The organism is Hyphomonas sp. BRH_c22 (genome assembly GCF_000961795.1).
Classification (GTDB): Bacteria; Pseudomonadota; Alphaproteobacteria; order Caulobacterales; family Hyphomonadaceae; genus Hyphomonas.
In genome coordinates this window covers 1-21528 of record NZ_LADU01000035.1, presented here as the reverse complement: position 1 = coordinate 21528, position 21528 = coordinate 1, and the positions used below count along the sequence as shown (strand labels likewise).

Sequence of the window (21528 nt, the reverse complement as noted above, 5' to 3'; positions counted from 1 at the left end):
GATGAGCGGCGAGTGACGGAAATAACCATTGCCGGCAAAGCCTTTCCACTAAAGCTCAATGCCAAAACATGTCAGAAATTGTCGGAAGCGCAAATATCGCAGGAACTCCTGCCGCTTATCCGCTCCAACGTTTATTCGATAGATGTCGACAAGCTATGCGTGTTCATCGATGGGCCGGATACGAGCTACCACAGTCTCGACCCTTACCTCGAAACGGGCCTCGAGTATTTCGGACTCAATCTGAAATTCGACAATGTCGGCCAGTTCTGGTCTGTCAAAGATGCATTTGACGTCTGCATGGAGGATAGCTGGTGCGGACGGTTTCTCGCGACCCACTTGCAGTTGCTTCCGGCTAATGGACCAGTGAACATCATACACCTGGACGACCACACGGACATGATGTCCACACTGATGGCACCCGGACGGCCACTAATTAATCCCCTAACGGATCATGAGTTCCAGCCTACAGAGCCGGCGGATTGGGACGATGCAATAATCTCCGGGGCCATAGGGATCGGCAGCTTCCTTACGTCATTTTATAACTTGGAGCGGCCCGTTCATATCATGCACCTGCGAGAGGGCCTGCCGTCGCTCGAAAAGTACCGGGTTCAACCGGCAGTCAGGACTCATCGACTGCTTGAAGAAGCGTCGTTTTTCGACATTCAATTGTCGCAGGAAACCGACCTGACCGGTTTCACACACACATACTCGTCGTCGAGCAAGATCTCCGATTTGTTGCACGACGCAAACTCCCAAAGATATGTTGTCCACATCGACCTTGATTATTTCATAAATGATTTTAACGGCAATCCTGTGGCCTCCGGCTATCAACCCAGCGCGAGCCTTCGGGAGGCTGCGGATCAGAAGATGAATGCTTTTTTCGACGGGCTGCAAGAATTCGATGTAACAATAGACCGGTGGATGATCGCAACTTCACCCGGGTTTTGCTCAGGATACCACTGGCAATATCTGATGGAAAACCTCTCGGAAAGGATCAACCGCCTTAGTTCAGCCAACTTCAAATTTAGCCAGACGTGAAGCAAGCCGTGAGCATCCATATATGCTCTCCCGCCGCAAGTTTTTTCCGCCCGTGCATCACCTTCGATCCGTAGCCGATCATCATGCCTTCCGCCGCGGTTTCGATGGCACTGGCTTCACTATTTCCATCCGCATCATAGAGAGTCAGATACAGACCTGATGTCTCGTGATCCGGGCCGGGTTCGCTTGCATCTAAGTAAAGCAGAAGCGTCACCTCACAATTATCTGCTCCGTCCAGATGCGGGCCGAGAAAATCACCCTCATCGTAGTAGGTATAACAGCTGGCGTCCTCGCAATACTTGAAGGTCCGTCCGAAAATCAATTCAAGGACGTCTGACGAGGCATGCTCTTTGAGAATCTTCTGACCAAAATCTCCAAGCGAAGCGAGCGACGAGCGATATGCGAGGTCACCGGTTCCCTCTGCTTTCTTGGCGCTGGCCTTGGCTTGGATGCACTCGCGCCTCAGCGGATCCAGAATTCCGGAAGGTATCGAGCCCCCGAGATAACCAAATCCATCGCGCGCGACACTGTTTCGGATCGCATCGATCTCTTTCTCGGAGAGACTGAAACCCACGTTCATTCAACGGTCTTCTCTTGCACGTCTTGTCGCGTCGTCACGCATAAACTAACAATTATAATAAACCGGGGCCCTCAGAAGACAACTACTAAATGGCAAATCAGAAACTCGTGCATGACAACGCCGACCACCATGTTCAGGTAGCAATTTTGGGCGGAGGACTGGCCGGTTTGACACTAGCTCGTAAGCTTGGAGCCAACGCGGATGTTATGGTGGTCGAACGTGGCGGCAGCCACCCCGGAGCAGCTGACCCGGCTTGCGCGGAAGGTGAAGCGACCGGGTTGCCCTACCCTTTTGCGGATACCCGCGATTTCAGACTTGGCGGTTCGACATCTATCTGGGCCGGCTATTGCGCCGAATTCGATGATCTTGATTTCGCCCCGCGCGACTGGGTGCCCCTGAGCGGATGGCCTATCTCGAAATCTGACCTTGAGCCTTTCAGAGACGAGGCCGCCCATCTCCTGAACCTATCCTCCGCGGACTTCAGGCCACAGAGCATTGCTAAAGGGGCTAAGAGACCTCTGCCGGTCGATCTTCCCGCGTTAGAAGTAACAGCGTGGAGGTTTGGACGCCCAAAGCTAAACATCCTCCGACAATGGCCCCTCCAAAGCGGCAAGCTGCGGGACGTCTCGATTCAAACCGGCACGCGGGTCGTCGACATCCGGCTAAGCGCCGACCACTCGACCGTCAGTCATGCCCTCTGCCTCACGGACAGCGGGAATACGTTCAGACTATACGCTGATATATTCGTTATTTCCATGGGAGGGCTCGAAAGCACCAGACTGCTTCTCGCTGCCAACTCTCAGCGGCCTGAAGGCGTTGCCAACAGCTCCGGCATGCTCGGAAAATGCTTCTGTGAGCACCCCCATCTCTCTGTCGACGGCTTTTCGATCCACCCAGACCATCCGCTGACATCCTGGGCAGAACGCGGCGTCGACACTCACGATCATCCCTTCGCTTTCTGCGTCGGCGTTCCGCAGCATGAGCAGGCGGAACGGCAACTACTCAATGCGAGGGCGCACATATATCGAACCCCACAAATGGATCTTCAAGAAACACCGCAGCTTGGAATATTTCTGGAACAATGCCCCTCCCTTTCAAGTCAGTTGTCTCTGTCAAAGAACAATGATGCCGACGGCATCCCAAATCTGACGCTCAACTGGAACATAAATGAATTGGACAAGCATTCATTCTGCAAGACGGCGCAATTCATATGCGAAACGCTCGAGGCCGCTAGCGCGGGCGTCATCAGGTCCAGACTTGAGCCAGATGCGATCACCGCTAACAAGATCCTGCACTCCAATCACCAGCTCGGGACAACGCGGATGAGCGCTTCGCGAGAATTCGGAGTTGTTGACGCGGATTGCCGCAGCCACGACCATGCCAATCTCTACGTGATAGGAGGAAGCGTTTTCTCTACGGTCGGTTGGGCGAACCCGAGCTATACGCTTGCTCTGCTTACGCTCCGCCTAGCACAGCATCTGGAAGCTGAATTGAAAGGATTTTCTTTATGACCGCAGGTTTCTCGCATATCGGGCTTTCAACGCACGATATGCCCGCGACAGTGGAGTTCTACACGAATGTTCTGGGGTTCCGTCGCGCCGCCGACCACCTCACGAAGGTGCGCGAAGGGGGGCAGTTGAGGCAGGTATACATCGATATCGGTCAGGACCAGTTTCTCGTCTTTATGGAGCCGAAGAATATTGACGGGATCCCTGGCGACTACCCCACAGGCATTAATTCTGCTCTCGGTACACCGGCGGGCATGTATCACATCTCCTTCAGGGTTAATTCCCTGGAGGAACTTGAAAACAGGCGAAACGAGTGCCTTGCCGCGGGGGTCAATGTATCCGACTGCATAGATCTGGGGCACGCCATGTCCATATTTTTTACGGACCCGAATGATCTCCAGTTGGAATTTTGTTATCACACCCGAATCTTCACGACCTCTGACCTATACCAGGAAGACGAGGCCAGTCTTGCAGTCTAGCGAAATCGATTTCGCCTATGCCGGCACTTCCATGGACGATTTGCACCAACCCGATCGCATTGCCGGGACGGACAGACCCGCACTTCGTTGCCTTAGGGATCAATTCTGCACACATGCCTTGAGCGACTGCTTCGTCGGTGCGAATTGGCCACTGACGTCGCTTACCAATCTTCAGATGACAGGTGAGAGCGTCTGGCGCTACGCGGAAGATTATCAGAATGAGCACGTATTTACATCGGCCGACCTGGAAAATATCGTCAATTCCTGATAGTCCGCAGGGCTTATTGCGATGCCTCATACCGGACTATGGAAAGCTGGCCCGTACGCCCATGAACACGGGCCAGCCATATTGCGATCTGTATATCCGGAATGGTGATGCAAGGCCGCTTTCTTATGCCTTAGGCGCAAGTTCAGATGCCCGAGAAATCGTTCCGTGATTTAAAGAACCCTGCGTTTTGTAAACGTAACAAGGTCGCCCGATTCCTCAATTTCTACCATGTAATCAGGCAAATGCTGTCGCTCCGCCAGCTCCCTGACCAGAAACCGGAATTGCTTTATCGGACTCCTTGATCCGGTCTTCTTGTAGAGAAGGTGCACGCTGATGCGCCATTGCGCCTGCAGGCCACAATGCTTGCGGGCAATTTCATAGAGCCTTCGCTCAATCGGCTTGCGTAGCCTGAAATAATCAGAATGCATGCTCAGCACTTCATTAGCCGTCACGGCATTGAATAGCCAATCAGAAAGCGTGATGCGCATTTCCATGACCCGGCCATCACTGCCATCAGCTCGTTCTTTGCGTTTTACATAAGCACTGTCCACGAGCCCGAACCAGGCATCCTGTTTCTCACCACCTGTTCGGATCGATGTGCGCAGGCGCGTCCCAGTCAGCCGGTCAAGCGCTGCTTCCAGCTGGTCATAGTCGCCGCCCCCTGTGTGCCGATTGGCAAAGACAAGGAAAGACCGCGCACTCAGTCTGAGCTGCCGGCTGATCGGTTCGCCGTGATTCTTGGCCGCCATGAGCTGACTGATGGCAAATATCAGGATGTCCTTGTCATAGATCGTCGCCATGCCCTTGACGCTCGGCGTCACGGTGAGGCGCTTGTCGCCATTGACGTATTCCCTCACGCTCAGGTCCGGTTTCTTCGATAGCGAAAAAACGGGATGCTCCATGCTGGCTATGTCATTCTTGAGCACACAATCGGCAATATCGCAGATGAACAGATCCTGCTGCGGGTGCCGGACTGGTAAGAGGCTCGTCTCGTTCGGGTTATCAGAAACCATGACCTCGAGTATTCGGGTTTTCAGAAACCCTGTCGCGCTTCGGGTTATCAGAAACCGGGATTCGCCTGCTCGGGTTGTGTCCAATCTGCGACAGAGCCTGGGGATAAATTGCCTGTCAATTCGGGTTATTAGAAACCGAAATTCGGGTTATCAGAAACCAAAGTTCGGGTTATCAGAAACCGTCCCAACACCGATCTCTTTTGTTTGCGGGTGCTCCACGTTCAGTTCCACGCCCTTAACTCTTACTAACTAATAATAACTCTTATTATTGGTCCTGTGGATTGTGGGGATAAGTCTGCCAATTTCAGCTCTTACGTTTAGTCTCACAAGACGTTCGCCCCTGTGGATAAATTTTAAGAAGATTTCCTGTCTGGCTGCGCCAGACCAAATGGAACGCGCTTCGCGCGTGAGGAATTTCACGCCCCTCAGCCCTAAAGGGCTTCGCCCCGTGGCCACCCACTCTTGGCTTTTGAAGGGGTAAAGAGCAAACTGGTGACCCAGTGGCGCACGATGATTTGGCGCTGTAGCCGCCTCAACGCTGTGTAGGAGCTGTTTAATTGCTCTGAACACGCCGACACACATCTGATGCCCTCAAAGGCCTGAAACGCGCTTACACAGCGTCACCGAAATACTCAGACCTCCACCAAAGAAGCGCGTGCTCGGGCATCGAAATTGCGGTCTTCGCCAGGCCACCGACAGCCGGCTGTTACCCCCTGCCGCAGCCTGCCGCAAGGCACGGCTTTGCCTCTTCGGCCCTGCGCCAGCCCCCGGCACGGTGTCGGGACACAGCCTGCGACGGCCAGGCTCCGAAGAAGCGCGACTATTCTGTCCGCGAAACAGGCGGCCAGTCGAATTGGCTGACCCATTTATCGTCCTGAGGCAAATCGTATTTGCCAGTTGACTCACTGTGCCCAGGAAACATGAAATTCTTTGCTTCTCTCGACCCCAGAGAGAGGAGCACGGCGCAGCGTTTCTTTACCGATGTCTGCAAGGGCAGAAACAAATTCATCGCCCGCTCGATGGCAAAACCGTGGTCCCTCGGATCGGGCTTGTCGCTCCAGAAGTAGGAGCAATTGATCCCCTTGCCGCCCTCTTCGGGTTTCAACAAATCAATGATCGTCTGGCACTGCTTGCGGCCATCCTCGATCCGGCCCTCATGATGTAGCTCTTTGAGATAACACAAGCCGACATAGACTATGGCAGCGCTCTTAAGCGGCGCCGTCTTGAGATGCGGGAAAGACTGCGCCGATGCGTAAGATACGCGCGACTTGAAGTCGGCCAGCGTCGACGCGTCAGGTATGCGTGCAGACACGGGACGCGTGCTCGCCGCTTCAGCCCCCGGAAACGGAATTGTCATATTGCCTCACTCACCGCACAAACAGAAATTCTGGAAATTTCCGAAAAGCCCCGATAAACCGCAATAAAATCAATCGGGAAACAATTTGTCAATGCAGACAACGTATCAAAGGATTCACAACCGTATTTAAATATCTTTCTGGAACAATAAGTAAAATGGGCGTATATTGAAAAGTAAAGGATATCCTATGCTTAGAAGAATGACGCACAGAATACGCGATTACTTGAGTACTTCTTCAGATGAAGATATAAGCGAGCTTGAAGCGCAGCAGAAAAAACTCGAGCAGAGCGTCAAAGAACTCCGCGAAAAGCTGCAGGTGCTGGACGAAAGTACTCAAGAGAGATTCGATGAACCTGATCGCGACTGCGGCCCCTCTATTCTCCACTGATCTCAGTGACTGGACCGTCACAGTGATCGCTGGCGGCGCTTTGGGCTTCTGCGTTCGAGAAATACTTGGCGCGATCATCGTTGGCTTTTGGCACTACCTGACCCGTCCATTCTTGCGTCGGCTCTCAAGTTACCGAAATCGCCAGATAAGAATACGCGACCTTCAGCAAAAGCAAATCCAGCTCGCCCAGGAAGTTCAGCAACTTCGCCAATTGGCCGAACGGCTTATCAGTCAGCGGGACGATTACATCCAGCGCTGGATCCGCGCACAACAGTCGATTGCCTCACACACGCGGCGCTTGCCCGCCGGCGCGGGTCAGGATGTGGCGCCAGGCGCCGAAGCGGACGAACAAGCGCAGACCGCGGCAATCGATTCGACCAGCGATGAATACTTGCGCTCAATACATTTTATCAGTACAAAGAGTAATAATCTTTAGAAACAAGAGGATGCAGTACGACGTGGCAGGCCGCGCCCCCACTAACCGATTCAGTCCCGTGCCCTGGCCGCGCGGGGGCCTCGTCGAGCGGCTATATATCAACATCGCCAAGGGCCATGCGGACGTCTACATCCATCAGAAACCCTGGCCACGCCAACCTCAAAATCCCAACTGGCGCATTGAAGTCACCGGTATTGACGGCCGGCACGCTCTTGAAACGCGGACCCGTATCCGAAAAGCCTGCGAGGAAACGGCCCGCGATTATCTCGCTCTCTGGCTGGTCGAAGAGGCGCCCTTGCTGACCGTCGCAACGGCCACGTGGCCAGAACTTGTCCGCCTCGCCACCGAAACCCGCTATCGCACCCTCAGCCCCTACCAGAAACGCCGCACTGCCTCGAAACTCTCCCGCAAGCCGGGCGCCCGATCCTATCCGGCGCCGGCTCGAACCAGACGCGCAAAAGAGACCAAAGCACCGATGGCAAGGATGGATCTCGATTAGTCGAGCCTGTCGGCAAATTCTGCATGCGCCTTGGCCACATCCAGAACAACCGGCTGGGCGCCGCGCGCAACACAGACCATTTTACCCGCCATGTCTGGCTTGAAAAAGTCCGCCACATCCACAGCTGGCACGCGCTGATCGCGCATCACGTCATGCTTCGTGCCCCAAAGCTTGACCAGATATTCCGCTGCGTCGGTGTCGAAGGACAGGAAACTGGTCACCGCCGGACTGTTGATCAGCACACCCGCCTTGGCATAGGTCGCCCGGATCTGGGCGAGATCCTGGACAAAGCCCCAAACCCGAACCCGGGCCGAGCGTCCGACTTCGATCGCCCGCAAGACTTCCGGGAAATCACCCAGCTGCGGCAGCTCATCGAGCAGGAACGTCACCGGCATGTCTGGCCGCGCGCCAGCAAATTCCATCAGGTTTTGTAAATGCTGGCCGATCATGACCCGCAGGAGCGGTTTATAGGCATCAAGATCCACCGCTCGCACTTGCACGAACAATTTCGTATCGCGCTCGCGCAGGTCGGACGGGGTCCAGTCGCTACGCTGGGTCGCCTCCCTGACCTCATCCGACATCAGCATGTCCATCAGCGGACGAATACCAAGCAGAATGCTTTGCCACATTTTGCCGGACACACCGTCTTCGCCAGTGACCAGTTGTGAGAGGCCAGCGATTTCGTCGGCCAGGTCATCAAATCCCCTGCCCTCAGCAACATCCAGCATCGTGTTGAAGCGCTCTTCCGGATTGCCACGCGCCCGCTCTCCCTCAACAAGGCCGACGCCCCCCTTGATGGAGCGCATCACGTCATGCAGCGTGGCGGCCTCCCCCCGTTCCAGCTTCACGACGCAGGCATGGCAGGTCAGCAAGGTTCGGGCATTGCCGAGCCAGGGGCCGGTCCCGCCCGTCTCGGCCGGCAGGAGCAATTCTGCCAGCTGGGCGGCCTTGCGCCACAGGCCCTTCGGTTCATTCGGCAGAAACGTCATCGGGTTGTAGCAATGCGCGCCGGGATGCCCGTCAATCAGGGAGAATTGCAAAACGCGGACGCCACGTTCTGTCAGATCGCGGCGCGTGCTTTTCAGAAGCTCGCCCTTGATATCGAGCACAACCATGGAGTGTGTGCCGGTCAGCAAGGTCGGGATGACCTGGCCTTGTGTCTTACCGGTCCCCGGCGCACCGATGGTCAAGAGGCTTTCGTCACCGAGAAAGGTGACAGGCTGACCATCCTTGACGCCAATAAAGACGGCTGCATCCGATTGAGAGCGATCTTTTGGCAGATAATCGATGACGCCGCGCATGTCAGCGCCCTTGCTGGCGGATGTTTCTGACACTAAAAGTTCACCCACGAGGACGCGGACTGATGGCAGGTCATGCCGGGCCGCAACATCCCGTGCTCGCTCGATCAGCTGGCGCAGCGCGCCTTCATAATCGGGAACCCGCGCATTGAGATAAGCATGAATGTAGTCCGGTGAGCGGGGGCGGATCTCGGCATGCTCGGCTTCGTCATCCAGCTTCAGCCGGCACTTTCCACCCCCCCATGCGATCAGCGACTGATAGGCCAGCTGGGTCAGCCGGTCATACGCAGCGAGATCCCCCAACACTACCGCAGCATAGAGCGCGACTTTCTCAATTTGCGTCAGAGACGCCACGCTGCGGGCCGCCTCAGCATGCAGAAAATCGACCGCGGCTGCTTCAATTGGAGCGCGCGCAAGTCGATAGGCTTCAACCGCCCCGAAATCCGAATTGATCGGCGCCTCCGCCGATAGCCCTTCTCTCGCCAGTAGAAATGAAAACATGTCCGCGCCCACATTCTCACTATCGAAGATCACATCGACATAGGCCCGCACCGGATGCCGCAGTTCGACATCGCCAGGTTCAAAAACCCGCTCGCGCGCGGCGGCCAGCAAAGCGCGTGCTGCCTCATCCGTCATCTGCGGGGCGCTTTCCCTTTCGGGCGCGGCAATCGTCAGCGGCGCTTCAGCTTGCGCCGGGCGTTCACCGCGAACGGCGGCCGCCATGTCTGCATTCATTCTCCCGATACGCTCCGCCGGCAAATATTCATTCAGGCCCGGAATATCCGGATAGTCTTCGTATCGCGGTTCGCCGCCGGCCAGAATAGCGGCGACTTCGGACGCAAACGGCTCGTTGCTGGCGCCGTACTGGCGCGCGCGAACGACATCCGCTTCAAGATCCGATCGCAGCGTCCGCAGCAGGCTGGGCAAGCTGCGGGATAGAACCTCATGTTGAAGATTGTTCGATATTGAATCGAGCCCGCCATACTCGACCACGGTCACCAAGATCTGTTTCTGTAACCGTGCCCGAACGGCTGCGCGGTCATTTTGAAACTTCGCGAGATACAGTACCGCCGTCAGGTATCGGCGCTTCTCTTCGGGAATACGCGCGACAGGCGCGCGAAGCGTTGTCGATTCCAGCGACACCAATGCTCCGGCAGCACTGCCGCCGCCAATGGCCCCGCCACGGGCTCTGGCTGCGTCCATCGCCCGGTTTATGTCCGACCGCAAGTGCGACCGGGTGATCCCGCCCTGATCAAGATCAATCGACAGGTCTGCATCCAAACGGCGCAACCGATAGAGATAACTGTGCGCCCAATCGATCTGATTGAGCGCTTCAATCAAGTGCGTTTCCTGTGCACGTACACGAGCAAGAAGTTCCGTTGTCTTCCCTTGGCCGATCTGCCTGAGCGAAAACAAATCCAGTTCTGCAATCTCATCAGGTTCGGGCAATTGGCCGAGATCCAGAAGGTCCAGCCCATAGTCCGCCTTGATCATCTCATAGTGATGGCGAAAATTGCACAGATCCGTCAGATCTCTTACCAGGGCTCGCCTTTCAAGCGCATCCTGCGCATCTCTGGTTTTGTCCTGAACAAATTTTGCCGCACGCCCAAAGAGGCTTTTATCGTCCGCCACCCATCACCCCGCTTTCCAACCTGAAAGCGAGAAAATGTTCTGAGTCGTTTTGCAAGGTCCAGTTTAAAATGCCCGCGCCACAAAAAGTTCCGAAATGCACGGAATTTGTGCCCAAACCGCGACTGTACATGTCGAACAAGATCACCAGATTACTAGTTCACTGGTTTGCAAATCGACTTATCGAATGACATTCATTCATGAATAGTCCCCGGCTTACCTGTCTTGAGAAGCCCCCTGCCGGGGGTGGAGGCCGGGTCAAGGCCGAAGAGGCGAAGCCGTGCCTTGAGGCGGACGCAAGCCCTGGCATTCTGGCGTGAGATAGGTTCGCCAGCCTTGCCCCCCTGTTTGGTAATTTCGGAAGCTGTCACAGCCGCGCCCTGGTGCAATGGCCTGCCCGCTTAAACGTGTTGGCCATGCTCCAGTCCGCTGAAAGCTGTGCCGGTCGCCTCCCGAACAAACAAGGAGGCAAAGCCCATGACAAACCCGAACGCCAATACAATTGCCAGCCAGAACGATGCCTTCCGCCATAGCATCGCGGCGGATCTGACGACCGCCCCCCAGACCAATGCACCAAGCGGTATGGTCGTCATGACCCAGCAGGTTGCTGGCCTTGGCGCAGCCCGGCAACTCGCCCTTCTGCTCGTGGTGCGTAACTATTCCACATTCACTCCTGACAATGACCCTCACGGTGAGCGCGACTTTGGCGCCATCGATCTGCATGGCGCCAAATGGTTCTGGAAAATCGACTACTATGCTGACGCAGATTGCGACTGGGGCAGCGAAGATCCGAGCGATCCGGCAAACTGCTTTCGCGTCCTGACCGTCATGCACGCCAGCGAATACTAGCCGTAAGCCCCGTCAGTTTACGCTGGCGGGGCTTTTCATAAGGCCCCTGAGACAGGAGCCAAATGATATATGACGACACCCAAAGATCCGCACAGCGTGCACCACCTGACCTGGCAGGGCATCGAGATTGAAGTCACTTTCTGTCCCGTCCGCTGGGGGCAGATTTCACATATCGAGCTTCGCGCCACCGATCCTGAGCGCGCTCCGTTGCCGCTGACCGAAACCGGCTACCTGTCGCATTTCTTTGAGCTTGGCACGATCGAAGCGAATGGCGGCAATGTGATCGCCCAAGTGACCGCATGGCTCGATGAAGCCGCTCAGAAGCCCGAATGGCTGGCGTATCAAGCCGATCAGGCCCAAGGCGATCTCTTCAAGTAACGGACTTGGTGTTCAATCTCGCGCGGCTTGCCTTTGGCCCGGCAGGCCCGCTAACCTTTCTTGAAACCAGTCCGGGAATTTTCTGATGAAACAACCAAAACAAACACGCCGCGCCAAAGCAACGACGCCCGCTGAAGGGTATGTCTCCAGAGCGCCGACCGAAGCCGATATCGCCTTCGGTCACACAATCCGCAAGGAGCGCATGGCGCAGGACATGACGCTCGCCGAGCTGGCCGCCGCTTTGGGGCTTTCACACCAGCAATTGCAAAAATACGAAACCGGCACGAACCGCGTATCAGCCGGGATGGTCCTGAAGATCGCTGAAGCGCTCAATCTGACCCTTGATGAGCTTTTCGCGGCCAGCCGGGTCGCGCCGCGAACGACCTCTCCGGCGCTCGCCAAGTGCGTCCGCTTACTTGGCCAGTTCGATGATACCGAACTCTCCCGCGCCTATTCCGTTCTGTGTGCCCTCAAGACTTGAACCGATAGCCTGCGGCGATCGTTGGGGCCGCTTCAGTGTGCCTCCCCCATCACACCGCCCGCTCGATATTGTTGAGAATGCCCCTCGACCTGCTGGCTGCGCCGGCCTTGTCGGCGCAAACTGATCAAAACTGCAGGAACATGGATGCCGAATCTCAAACACACCTTTTCAATTCGTTTTGAGCGCTTCGCGGAACGCCATGCCGACCAGTTCGGGCACATCCTGCTCATTGGCGTGGCCGTTGGTCTTGGCTTTTTCGCTGGCCTCGCTGTCGGGCACTATGTGGCCGTCAATTTCGGTCCCATGGATAGCTTGCCCTCATAGGTGCCTTGTTTTCAAGCATACCAGTTAACTAGTCGTCTAGCCTGCTTGTTGACTTCGTGACACTGGCGCGGCCGGCCTCCGCCGCAATGGCCTGCCCGCTTAAACGTGTTGGCCATGCCCCGAAGCCCTCGACGCCGCGCGGCGCGCTCTCCGACAACAAGAGGAGGCAGACGCCATGACAAAAACCAGAAAGCCAAACTTCAAACCCGCCTACAAGCGCTCCCGCTCCACGCGCCAGGATGTCGTGATCTATGTCGGGGCTGTCGCGTTCCTGATCGGGTATCTCTTCGGCACCGGCTTTTTTAGCTTCAGCATCGGCTGACCCTTGTGCCCTTCGCGTCACAGCCTGCACGGCCAATTGCGCCGCGCGGGCGTATTAGCGTGGCCGTCGCGGCTCGCGCGGCGCAGGCTTAAGAGGAACAGGAGGAACACGCTATGGCGGAAAAGAAGACCACACCCCCAACCCACCGCTTGTTTGTGGTGAAAGAGCGCAAGGGTGCGAAAGACTACTGGATGCAGATCGGTGCGGCCTGGCCGCACAAATCCGGAACAGGCTTCAATATCAAGCTGGATGCCCTGCCGACCGATGGCGAGCTGGTGATGCTTGACAAGAGCGAACAGCCGGACACCGAGACTCAGCACTAAGCCGCTTGGCGCGGCTGGCCGGTCCCTGCCCCATCATGGGCAGTCCCGACCCTCGCCGGAGGGTAGGCTTGCACGCCTTCCGGCATAGCCCGCATGCCCGCGAAGGCCTGATCCAAATCATGACGAAGAATACCGGATACGGCACAGAAACATGCTTGCGACGGAGGAGTTGGCAAGATATGTGTTTGTACCCTATAATAGGGTACAAACACCACGGAGAATTCGTCCGCATGCGCTCCCTCAATCTCCTTATCCTGCGCCTGTGCAGCGGTCACCCCTCTTGCGCCGGGGAGGCGCCCACACATGCCGCGTAAGGGCTACCGCAAACCCGACGCCGAAGCCCGGCGTTCGATCCTGCGCGTCTATCTGACCCCGGCAGAACGCGCGCATATCGACTCATGTGTGGCGCGCCTGGGCGGGATGACGCTCGCCGATTTCGTGCGGCGGCGTGTCATGTCCTATCCCGTGCCCAGAGCGCGAACTGCCGACGAGGCTGAACTGATCCGCGCCCTCCAGAAAGTCGGCACGAATCTCAATCAGCTCGCCCGCAGCGTCAACACCGGCCATGCAATCGAACCAACCGGGTTCCAGGCAGCGATTGATGAGCTGCGCAGCGCCTTGTCAAAAATCGCGATCGGCCGATGATCGGCTTAGCCTCACGCGGGAAGAGTTTTGGCGGCCTGACGGGCTACTTGCTGGCAGGTAGCGACCGCAAAACGCCCGAGCGTGTCGACTGGGTTGCAACCCGCAATCTCGCCTCCGACAATCCGGATGTGGCGCCCCACATCATGAAAGCCACTGCCGCACAGTCCAAACGCGTCCAGAAGCCCGTCTATCACCTGATCATCAGCTGGGATGAAACTGACGCCCCGGAGCCATCGCAGATGGCGGACGTCATGGACAAGTCCCTGGAGCGGCTTGGCCTCTCAGAGCATCAGGCGCTCTATGTGGCGCACAATGATACTGGCCACAAACATCTGCACGCCATGATCAACCGCGTGGATGAGGAGACCGGCAAGGCCTGGGAAGGCAAGCATGACCGGCATCTCTTGCGGGACGTCCTGATCGAGCAGGAACGCGAATATGGCTGGCAGGAGACCCCGAAACGGTCGCGCGGCAAGCAGCGCTCCAAGACCAAGCAGGAATTGGCCATAGCGACACGCGAATCGCGCGATCCGGGACGTCACATGGGCAAGGAGCGGTCGAAGAAACTGCGCGCAGACCTGCGTCATTCTTTTGAGACCTCGGTGGACTGGGCAGACCTCGATGAGCGCCTGAACCGGCGCGGGCTGGATCTGAAGACATCCGGCAATGGAATTCGTGTTTTTGATGGTGGCACCTACGCCAAACTCTCCGAAGTCCTTCCACCCAAGATGAACGCGAAGAAGCTGCACAATAAATTGGGGGATTTTGCGAAATTCCAGGAGAAACGGGAAAGCCGGCGCATGGGATCCAAGCTGAAGCGGAAGCGAACCCGCAAACGCGCGCGGGAAAGAGACCTAGATGACTAGTACACTAGTCTCCAAGTTTCTTACTCAACCAGTCAGCAAGCCTCTGTTTATATGAAGTTCCGTGCGTCTTGAGCAATTGGGTGAGAACCCTGAATGCAAACACGGCAATCACGACCACGACAATTGTGACAGCAAACATCGCAGCCCCATTGTCAGCCTCTGCCTGGAATTGGAAATTCAGTTTCAACATAGCCCTATTTAGACCTCCGCAAATTTCTGGCGCCCATGCACCGACCCAGGTTCTTCAACACCGAGGCGATAGGGCCGATGCCGCTAGCCACAACGCACTTAGGCTACACCGCCCTAGGGGGACGCCGGGGGAACGCCCCGTTTCGCACCTTTTTGGACGTGTAAACTGATGGGGGGGTTGAAACGGCCCTTGCGAGCCCTACACATTGAAAGCATTGGGAATTTTATTCCAATGCGAACCATCAACTCCACATTCGCAAAGGAGAATACTCATGGCAGACAAGCCTGAGCTGCGTGCTTTCACGGTGAATCAGTATGGCAAGGGGGCAGACCGCACGACCCGCTGGACGGAGATCGGGGCGGCCTGGCGAACCCAGAATGGCAATTTGCGGATTCAGCTCGAAGCCGTGCCAGTGAATGGCCAGATAATCCTTCTGCCTCCCAAGACAGACGATAAGGACGATGCTGCAAGCCAACAGGCCGAGCTTCGCGAACCCTGACAGGCCGCGAAGACAAGAGACGAAAGAAGCCAGGGCTTACGCGCCTTGGCTTTTTTCTTTTGTATATCTGTTTGTGGTTGTGTCACTCTCGGTAGAATAAAATGGGATCTCCGATCTATGCACCTGAACTTTAACGAAATCCGTGCCCGGGCAGCTACCTTTGCCGCAGAATGGGAAGGCGCAGGTTATGAAAAAGGCGAGACCCAGTCGTTCTACAACGATTTCTTTGAGGTGTTTGGCGTAAAGCGGCGATCCGTCGCTCGGTATGAAGAACACGTCAAAAAACTGAACGACAAGACGGGCTTTATCGACTTGTTCTGGCCTGGCGTACTGCTTGTCGAACAGAAAAGTGCAGGCCGAGACCTGACACGCGCCTATGACCAGGCCGGTGAGTATTTTGACGGCCTAAAAGAAACCGACCGCCCCCGGTTCATTCTTGTCAGCGACTTTCAAACTTTTGAGCTCGTTGACTTAGACGAGCGCGAACACGCATCGTTCACGTTAGCAGACCTTCACAAAAACGTAGAAAAGCTCAGCTTCATTTTAGGTGTTCAGAAGCGAAGTTTCAAAGACCAAGACCCTGTGAACATCAAGGCAGCAGCACGTGTCGGAAAATTGCATGATGCACTTGAGGACAGCGGCTATACCGGACACGATCTGGAAAAGTACCTTGTCCGACTGGTTTTTTGTCTTTTCGCGGACGACACAGGTGTTTTCGAGCCACGCGGGATGTTCCTGGATTTCCTTGAAACTCGCACCAGCGAAGATGGTGCTGACTTGGGAGGCTGGATTGCTAAACTGTTTGAAGTGCTCGACACACCGCATGATAAACGTAGCTCAAATCTTGATCACGAGCTGGCGCAATTTCCGTATATCAACGGCGCTCTATTCTCAGGTGCGACCAGAATTCCTGACTACAACGCGGCGATGCGAGAAGCACTCATAGAGGCTTCAGCATTCGATTGGTCCCCCATCTCGCCTGCTATTTTCGGCTCTCTGTTCCAGTCGGTCATGAACCGTGAGGAGCGTCGCAAAGCCGGAGCACACTACACGACCGAGAAAAATATCCTGAAAGTAATCGGCCCGTTATTCATGGACGAACTGCGCGCCGAATTTGACCGTATCAGCGTTCTAAAAATTGGTCGCGTTCCTAAACTGCAAGAACTACAAGACCGGTTGGCGAGCATGCGGATTCTCGATCCAGCGTGCGGCTGCGGGAATTTTCTGGTTATCGCCTACCGCGAAATGCGGTTACTCGAAATCGATATTCTGCAAGCAATGTATACTGGTAGCAACCAGCTGGTCCTGGATGTCGCTGCTCTGTCCAAGGTCGATGTTGACCAGTTTTCTGGAATAGAAATCGGTGAGTTTGCGTCCCGCATCGCTGAGACAGCGATGTGGATGATGGACCACATTATGAATAACCGGCTATCGCTCGCTTTCGGCAAGAGTTATCTGCGCATCCCGCTAAAAAAGTCACCGCATATCATTCACGCGAATGCGTTGGATGTAGATTGGTCAAAAGCCATCGCTCCGGAAAAATGCACGCACATCCTCGGAAACCCGCCTTTTATTGGTCACCAGTGGCGAGAGGACGAGCAGCAAGCTGACATGCATCGCATCTGGGGCACTAAGGGGCAGGGCAATCGGCTGGATTATGTAACATGTTGGTTTCGCAAGGCCGTGGATTTTGCGTCGACCAACCAGAAAGTCCGAATCGCCTTTGTTGCGACTAATTCCATTAGCCAAGGCGAGCAGGCAAGTATTCTCTGGTCATGGCTCTACCCACAGGGAGCACATGTATTTTTTGCCCATCGCACCTTTCAATGGGAAAGCGAAGCGGCGGGAAAGGCGGCCGTACACTGCGTTATTGTTGGCCTGACCTTTCAAAAACCTGACAAATGCGTGCTCTATGATTATCCCGATATCAAGGGCGAACCAGTCTCGCTAGACGTGTCGCGGATCAATGCTTATTTAGTCAATGCGGAACATATTATCGTACCTGCGAGAACTAAAGCTCCTCAAGGTTTTCCAAAATTACACCAAGGGAGCAAACCTGCTGATGGCGCGCGACTAAAGGATGCAGATGGAAAGTATATAACCACCAGCAACCTTATTCTAGATGAAGAAGAACGAAATAGGATAGTGTCGCAAACCCCAACCATAGCCGAATGGTTGCGCCCGTATGTGGGTGGTGACGAGCTACTAACGGGCAAATACCGCTGGTGCCTTTGGCTTAAAGATATTCAGCCTGCGGACATAAAAGCGTCCTCCGAAATCCAAAATCGTTTGGCGCGTGTGAAAGCTGGACGCCTTAAAAGTCCGACCGCAAGCGTTCGAGAGTATGCAAATACGCCTTGGCTATTCACTCAAGATCGTCAACCCAAAACTGACTATATTGCCGTTCCAGAAGTCTCATCAGAAAAGAGAGATTATATTCCATTGGGCTTTTTGAAGTCTAATGTCATTGGAAGTAATAAGTTGCTTGTGATGCCCGGCGGAGAAAAATGGCTCTTCGCTCTTATGAGCTCTGCCATGCATATGGCGTGGGTGCGTACAGTCGCGGGGCGACTAAAAAGTGACTATAGTTATGCCCCCACCGTCTATAATTCTTTTCCTTGGCCAGCCATAAACGACGCCGACAAAATAGCACTTGAGAAGGCCGCAATTGGCATACTGGATGCTCGAAAGGCTTCGCCTACCGCCTCCTTAGCAGATCTCTACAACTCGAAATTAATGCCGGCCATGCTGCGCAAAGCCCACCAAGCAAACGACAAACTCGTTGAGCGGCTTTACCAAAAGAATGGGTTTAAGACCGAGCGTGAACGCATTGAACATTTATTTGCGCTGTTTATCGAACGGCAGTCCCCTATTGAAAAAGCGTCCAGCGCGAAAAGTAAGACACCAAAGAAACCGACCGAAGGTTATCGTTGATCCATGCCAACGAAGAAGCCACATGTTACACGAACCCATGGCCCCATCCACTTTGAGGATCTAGAACCTCATAGGTTTGAAAGTCTGGTCCGCCAGCTAATTTACGACTTCCGCAGCTGGCAGGCAATCGAGGCGACAGGCGCGTCTGGCAGCGATGATGGATTTGACGCACGGGCATGGGAAATTTCTTCATCCGCTTCCCTGACTGAAACCTCAAATGATGATGAGCAAGATGATCCTCCGCATCCTATGGCAGGTCGCCAGTGGATGATCCAATGCAAGCGCGAGCGAAAAATCGGTCCTTCCGCAATTGAGAAAATCCTGTCGGACGTTCCCAGCGTTACGACTCCCTATGGATACATTCTTGCCGCCTCTACGACCTTCTCCAAACGTTCCCACGATACCTTTCGCGACACACTGCGCGCAAAAGGCGTTATGGAATTTTACCTTTGGGGTAAAGAAGCACTCGAAGACATGCTCTATCAGCCGAAAAATGACAGGCTGCTCTTCGCCTACTTTGGAATTTCACTCATAATGACTCGTCGAAAGCTGACAACAGAAATGCGGGCATCCGTATCTGCAAAAAACAAGCTCATAAAAAGTCTTTTATTACCTCTGCAGGGCGAATTCTTCCAAGAACTTTTGCTACGAGATATTAATGCCGAACAATATCCAGAGGAAAGTGAATATCCAGACTTTGATACCAATCCGCGGTGGGTCCAACGGCGGGCAGTTGCCCACCATCCGCATGGATTGGAGTTTCACTTCAGAAAATTTCATGCCTTCTTTGATAGAGATAAGAAGGAATGGGACTATTCAGAACTTGTTGACCTGATTAATCGGCCCGAAGAGACCGATGACTGGGCAACCTTCAGCGAAACATCTGAAAAAGTTTCAAACTGTATGTTTGGCAAGCCTCGCGCATTTCAGGGCGCATTTAATCTCTACGGTATTATTCCGTATCGTGACATATTACTCATCGATACTGAGGGGGACGCCAAGTTTCCAATCCCACACCTCTATCTCGAAATGGACAAGTATGCTTCCCCCTACTCAATCACTTTAGCCGGTGCGGAGATTGGACAATTTCGCTTCCATCCTGATGATAGCTGGACGCGGATAAAGTTCTTCCCAAAAAAGATTCCCACACAAAGTATCAGACAAAGAAAGCCAATTACGAAACCTCTTGAACTTCCGGCTTCCCTGACCTCTGCCATCTCAAAACATGAAAAGGGAGCCGATACGCTCTACTTTCCGACCGACGAGCAAAACCACTTTCAATTGGGCAGTGTGCATAAGGTTTCAACTTCTGGAACCAGTTCGGAAGATCTTTTTGTTCGCGTTACAGCACTACTGGAATGTACGTTCCAGAAGTATGCTGAGCATCTGAACGATACCTGGTCAGCCACGCAAGCCGTCACTCGCCAACTCGGTCGCGAGCCGGCCGCCGAAGAAATTCTGAACATTGTCGAGATTGAGCGGGCCTACGCGTGGCAGTGGGACCAATCTCGAAAACGATAGCCCTCAAAACTTAGGAGTTTTGAGGGTCCAGATGACATGTTGATTTTGTTGGGCATTTTGCCCTTCAAAAATCGCCCTCAAAAGTCATACGCTTTGCGCTCTGGACTTGTATGTCATTTGTATTGACAATTTGGCTTGTGGTCCCCATTATAAGATCCATAAAGGAGCCCACCCCATGACCGCCCTACGTCGTGACCGCCAGATTCAGATCCGCGCCCCGCTTACAGCGCAGGTGCTTATAGATCGTGCTGCCGCAGCGGTTGGTCTGTCGCGGTCTCAGTTCATGCTCGAAACCTCCATCCGTGAAGCAGAAAACACCCTGCTGGACCAGCGCGCGTTCGTGTTGGATCAGGATCAATGGGCTGCGTTCGAAACGGCTTTGGATGCGCCGGTTAAGACCGATAAGCTGGACAAGCTCCTGAACAGTCCCACACCCTGGAAGGTGTGATAGACTGTTTTCGTGACGAAATTAAATGCCCCGACCCTTCTGACCGCCGACCATCAGGTTGGCGGTTTTGAGTCCAGCAAGCCCAGCCTTGATGACTGGCTGAAGCGTCGCGCCCTGAAAAACCAGACAGAAGGCGCCAGCCGGACCTATGTCGTTGCGAGCGATGACGGCAGTGTACAGGCCTATTACGCCCTTGCCGCCGGTAGCGTTATGCCGACTGAGGCAACCGGCGCGGTCCGGCGCAACATGCCTTCCCCCATACCTGTTGTCATTCTGGCCCGCCTGGCAGTGGTCAAGTCACGACAGGGAAACGGCATCGGCCCGGCATTGCTGAAAGATGCCCTACTGCGGACAGTTGCAGCAGCTGACACAATCGGCATTCGGGCCATGCTGATCCATGCGCTCGATGAAGAGGCCGCCGCCTTTTATGAGAAATACGGGTTCGCTCGCTCTCCTATCGACGACCTTGTCCTCATGCTGCCCCTCAAAGCCGTCAAGGAACGCCTGAATGTATGAGCCTGATTGGATACGCGCGCGTCAGCACACAGGACCAGACACTTGAGGCTCAGAAAGAGGCGCTGTTAAAAGCCGGTGCAGACCTTCTCTTCACAGAGAAAGTCTCCGGCGCGAAACGCGACCGCCCCGAGCTGAATGCCATGCTCGCAAACTTGCAGCCGGGCGATATTGTGCTGGTAACACGGCTAGACCGTAAGCGGTACGTAGACCTCACAGCTTTTCGGCTTGTAGGCAGCACTTTTTGTATTTTTTTCCCGACCCACAGGGACACGGATCATTTCGGCCGACCTTTTCGGTTCGCGGCTTGAGCTGATGGTTTGAAAGACGGTCTTGGTGCAACTCCATCACGCAGACAGCGATCATCTGCGGGGCTTCATAGCTGACCTGCTCGTCGAGTTCATCGTAGAGTTCAGGATCCTCGTCGGTTGCCCGCGCGATCGTGGCGAGGGCGACAAGCATGCCGAACGCATCAGCTGCCTGATCATCGTCTGGCCGATCCTTGAACGTCGACCAGGCCCGGGGACGCAAGGCGATCGCCTTGCCGAACCCCTCGGCCCAGAACTCCCACAGGAACGTCCCGTCGATGTCCTGGTCGAGCAACGGTTCGTAGGTGTCAGGATCATCAAGCCTGGATGTGATGTCGTTGTAGAGCGCCATGATCAGGCCGAGGATTTCGTTTGCCTCAGTCTGGTCCTCGAACACCGGACCGTCTCCGCCCCAGACGACAGGCAGCCATACG

Annotated in this window: 24 protein-coding genes and 1 pseudogene; 20 read left to right on the top strand and 5 right to left on the bottom strand. The window is 55.0% G+C overall.

The window, feature by feature from the left end; translation table 11 throughout:
- Positions 1-12 precede the first annotated feature (12 nt).
- Positions 13-1038 (top strand): hypothetical protein, encoded by a 1026-nt coding sequence (locus tag VR74_RS05295; RefSeq protein ID WP_299949654.1) that lies wholly within the window; start codon positions 13-15, stop codon positions 1036-1038.
- Here the strand turns inward: VR74_RS05295 and VR74_RS05290 are convergent.
- On the bottom strand, positions 1025-1618 hold the full coding sequence (locus tag VR74_RS05290) for a hypothetical protein (protein WP_045695002.1): 594 nt from the start codon (positions 1616-1618) through the stop codon (positions 1025-1027). The genes VR74_RS05295 and VR74_RS05290 overlap by 14 nt on opposite strands.
- 89 nt (positions 1619-1707) lie before the next feature.
- Between VR74_RS05290 and VR74_RS05285 the strand changes: the two genes are divergently transcribed.
- Positions 1708-3129 carry a GMC oxidoreductase gene (locus VR74_RS05285; protein ID WP_045695001.1) on the top strand — a complete coding sequence of 474 codons (1422 nt, stop codon included), beginning with the start codon at positions 1708-1710 and terminating at the stop codon, positions 3127-3129.
- Complete coding sequence (locus tag VR74_RS05280) at positions 3126-3605, top strand: VOC family protein (RefSeq protein ID WP_045694999.1); 480 nt, start codon at positions 3126-3128, stop codon at positions 3603-3605. The genes VR74_RS05285 and VR74_RS05280 overlap by 4 nt, the downstream gene beginning before the upstream one ends.
- A 438-nt stretch (positions 3606-4043) precedes the next feature.
- Here VR74_RS05280 and VR74_RS05270 read toward each other — a convergent pair whose 3' ends face one another.
- On the bottom strand, positions 4044-4886 hold the full coding sequence (locus VR74_RS05270; RefSeq protein ID WP_045695012.1) for a replication initiator protein A: 843 nt from the start codon (positions 4884-4886) through the stop codon (positions 4044-4046).
- A gap of 820 nt (positions 4887-5706) precedes the next feature.
- Positions 5707-6198 carry a hypothetical protein gene (locus tag VR74_RS05265; RefSeq protein ID WP_299949652.1) on the bottom strand — a complete coding sequence of 164 codons (492 nt, stop codon included), beginning with the start codon at positions 6196-6198 and terminating at the stop codon, positions 5707-5709.
- Between the two features lie 392 nt (positions 6199-6590).
- Between VR74_RS05265 and VR74_RS05260 the strand changes: the two genes are divergently transcribed.
- Both VR74_RS05260 and VR74_RS05255 read left to right on the top strand, forming a co-directional pair.
- The gene (locus VR74_RS05260) at positions 6591-7067 is read left to right on the top strand and encodes a hypothetical protein (RefSeq protein ID WP_045694995.1); all 477 of its coding nucleotides are present in this window, start codon (positions 6591-6593) and stop codon (positions 7065-7067) included.
- Positions 7068-7089: 22 nt separating this feature from the next.
- Positions 7090-7566 carry a hypothetical protein gene (locus VR74_RS05255; RefSeq protein WP_299949650.1) on the top strand — a complete coding sequence of 159 codons (477 nt, stop codon included), beginning with the start codon at positions 7090-7092 and terminating at the stop codon, positions 7564-7566.
- Here VR74_RS05255 and VR74_RS05250 read toward each other — a convergent pair.
- Positions 7563-10205, bottom strand: a complete 2643-nt coding sequence (locus tag VR74_RS05250) for a type IV secretory system conjugative DNA transfer family protein (protein WP_299949648.1) — start codon at positions 10203-10205, stop codon at positions 7563-7565. The two genes, VR74_RS05255 and VR74_RS05250, sit on opposite strands and share 4 nt — an antisense overlap.
- 48 nt (positions 10206-10253) lie before the next feature.
- On the opposite strand from VR74_RS05250, the gene VR74_RS20540 reads away from it, so the two are divergent.
- From VR74_RS20540 to VR74_RS21515, 15 genes and pseudogenes are all read left to right on the top strand, one after another.
- On the top strand, positions 10254-10520 hold the full coding sequence (locus tag VR74_RS20540) for a hypothetical protein (protein ID WP_299949646.1): 267 nt from the start codon (positions 10254-10256) through the stop codon (positions 10518-10520).
- Between the two features lie 450 nt (positions 10521-10970).
- Entirely contained in the window at positions 10971-11342 is a 372-nt protein-coding gene (locus tag VR74_RS05245; protein WP_045694990.1) for a DUF3768 domain-containing protein, read from the top strand.
- 69 nt (positions 11343-11411) lie between these two features.
- Positions 11412-11720: a hypothetical protein gene (locus VR74_RS05240; protein ID WP_045694989.1), complete on the top strand. Its 309-nt coding sequence runs from the start codon at positions 11412-11414 to the stop codon at positions 11718-11720.
- Between the two features lie 85 nt (positions 11721-11805).
- Entirely contained in the window at positions 11806-12201 is a 396-nt protein-coding gene (locus VR74_RS05235) for a helix-turn-helix domain-containing protein (protein ID WP_299949644.1), read from the top strand.
- Between the two features lie 144 nt (positions 12202-12345).
- Positions 12346-12525: a hypothetical protein gene (locus VR74_RS05230; protein ID WP_045694987.1), complete on the top strand. Its 180-nt coding sequence runs from the start codon at positions 12346-12348 to the stop codon at positions 12523-12525.
- Between the two features lie 175 nt (positions 12526-12700).
- A complete protein-coding gene (locus VR74_RS20535) occupies positions 12701-12847 on the top strand; it encodes a hypothetical protein (RefSeq protein ID WP_299949642.1) in 147 nt (48 codons plus the stop codon).
- Positions 12848-12960: 113 nt separating this feature from the next.
- On the top strand, positions 12961-13170 hold the full coding sequence (locus VR74_RS05225; protein WP_045694986.1) for a hypothetical protein: 210 nt from the start codon (positions 12961-12963) through the stop codon (positions 13168-13170).
- A 303-nt stretch (positions 13171-13473) separates the two neighbouring features.
- Positions 13474-13815, top strand: a complete 342-nt coding sequence (locus VR74_RS05220) for a MobC family plasmid mobilization relaxosome protein (RefSeq protein ID WP_045694984.1) — start codon at positions 13474-13476, stop codon at positions 13813-13815.
- Positions 13812-14681 carry a relaxase/mobilization nuclease domain-containing protein gene (locus VR74_RS05215; RefSeq protein ID WP_045694983.1) on the top strand — a complete coding sequence of 290 codons (870 nt, stop codon included), beginning with the start codon at positions 13812-13814 and terminating at the stop codon, positions 14679-14681. Before VR74_RS05220 ends, VR74_RS05215 begins: the two co-directional genes overlap by 4 nt.
- 461 nt (positions 14682-15142) lie before the next feature.
- Positions 15143-15370, top strand: coding sequence for a hypothetical protein (locus tag VR74_RS05205; protein ID WP_045694980.1), 228 nt, complete (start codon positions 15143-15145; stop codon positions 15368-15370).
- A 117-nt stretch (positions 15371-15487) separates the two neighbouring features.
- Complete coding sequence (locus VR74_RS05200) at positions 15488-18304, top strand: DNA methyltransferase (RefSeq protein ID WP_045694978.1); 2817 nt, start codon at positions 15488-15490, stop codon at positions 18302-18304.
- 3 nt (positions 18305-18307) lie between these two features.
- Entirely contained in the window at positions 18308-19825 is a 1518-nt protein-coding gene (locus tag VR74_RS05195; RefSeq protein ID WP_045694977.1) for a restriction endonuclease, read from the top strand.
- 175 nt (positions 19826-20000) lie between these two features.
- Positions 20001-20273, top strand: a complete 273-nt coding sequence (locus tag VR74_RS05190; RefSeq protein WP_045694975.1) for a DUF1778 domain-containing protein — start codon at positions 20001-20003, stop codon at positions 20271-20273.
- Between the two features lie 12 nt (positions 20274-20285).
- Positions 20286-20789: a GNAT family N-acetyltransferase gene (locus VR74_RS05185; RefSeq protein ID WP_045694974.1), complete on the top strand. Its 504-nt coding sequence runs from the start codon at positions 20286-20288 to the stop codon at positions 20787-20789.
- Positions 20786-20983 (top strand): annotated as a pseudogene (locus tag VR74_RS21515) (recombinase family protein); the annotation flags it as partial. The gene VR74_RS05185 and the pseudogene VR74_RS21515, both read left to right, overlap by 4 nt.
- A 16-nt stretch (positions 20984-20999) precedes the next feature.
- Here the strand turns inward: VR74_RS21515 and VR74_RS05180 are convergent.
- Positions 21000-21528, bottom strand: a 529-nt coding sequence (locus VR74_RS05180) for a UPF0149 family protein (RefSeq protein ID WP_045694972.1), incomplete at its 5' end; no start/stop codon positions are given.

Excerpts from the sequence above, each read along its gene's own strand:
- VR74_RS05190 (WP_045694975.1), top strand. The coding sequence starts at position 20,001 with ATGACCGCCCTACGTCGTGACCGCCAGATTCAGATCCGCGCCCCGCTT.
- VR74_RS05260 (WP_045694995.1), top strand. The coding sequence starts at position 6,591 with ATGAACCTGATCGCGACTGCGGCCCCTCTATTCTCCACTGATCTCAGT.
- VR74_RS05270 (WP_045695012.1), bottom strand. The coding sequence starts at position 4,886 with ATGGTTTCTGATAACCCGAACGAGACGAGCCTCTTACCAGTCCGGCAC.
- VR74_RS05240 (WP_045694989.1), top strand. The coding sequence starts at position 11,412 with ATGACGACACCCAAAGATCCGCACAGCGTGCACCACCTGACCTGGCAG.
- VR74_RS05245 (WP_045694990.1), top strand. The coding sequence starts at position 10,971 with ATGACAAACCCGAACGCCAATACAATTGCCAGCCAGAACGATGCCTTC.
- VR74_RS05280 (WP_045694999.1), top strand. The coding sequence starts at position 3,126 with ATGACCGCAGGTTTCTCGCATATCGGGCTTTCAACGCACGATATGCCC.
- VR74_RS05205 (WP_045694980.1), top strand. The coding sequence starts at position 15,143 with ATGGCAGACAAGCCTGAGCTGCGTGCTTTCACGGTGAATCAGTATGGC.
- VR74_RS05230 (WP_045694987.1), top strand. The coding sequence starts at position 12,346 with ATGCCGAATCTCAAACACACCTTTTCAATTCGTTTTGAGCGCTTCGCG.
- VR74_RS05285 (WP_045695001.1), top strand. The coding sequence starts at position 1,708 with ATGGCAAATCAGAAACTCGTGCATGACAACGCCGACCACCATGTTCAG.
- VR74_RS05290 (WP_045695002.1), bottom strand. The coding sequence starts at position 1,618 with ATGAACGTGGGTTTCAGTCTCTCCGAGAAAGAGATCGATGCGATCCGA.
- VR74_RS20535 (WP_299949642.1), top strand. The coding sequence starts at position 12,701 with ATGACAAAAACCAGAAAGCCAAACTTCAAACCCGCCTACAAGCGCTCC.
- VR74_RS05235 (WP_299949644.1), top strand. The coding sequence starts at position 11,806 with ATGAAACAACCAAAACAAACACGCCGCGCCAAAGCAACGACGCCCGCT.
- VR74_RS05200 (WP_045694978.1), top strand. The coding sequence starts at position 15,488 with ATGCACCTGAACTTTAACGAAATCCGTGCCCGGGCAGCTACCTTTGCC.
- VR74_RS05215 (WP_045694983.1), top strand. The coding sequence starts at position 13,812 with ATGATCGGCTTAGCCTCACGCGGGAAGAGTTTTGGCGGCCTGACGGGC.
- VR74_RS05225 (WP_045694986.1), top strand. The coding sequence starts at position 12,961 with ATGGCGGAAAAGAAGACCACACCCCCAACCCACCGCTTGTTTGTGGTG.
- VR74_RS05195 (WP_045694977.1), top strand. The coding sequence starts at position 18,308 with ATGCCAACGAAGAAGCCACATGTTACACGAACCCATGGCCCCATCCAC.
- VR74_RS05220 (WP_045694984.1), top strand. The coding sequence starts at position 13,474 with ATGCCGCGTAAGGGCTACCGCAAACCCGACGCCGAAGCCCGGCGTTCG.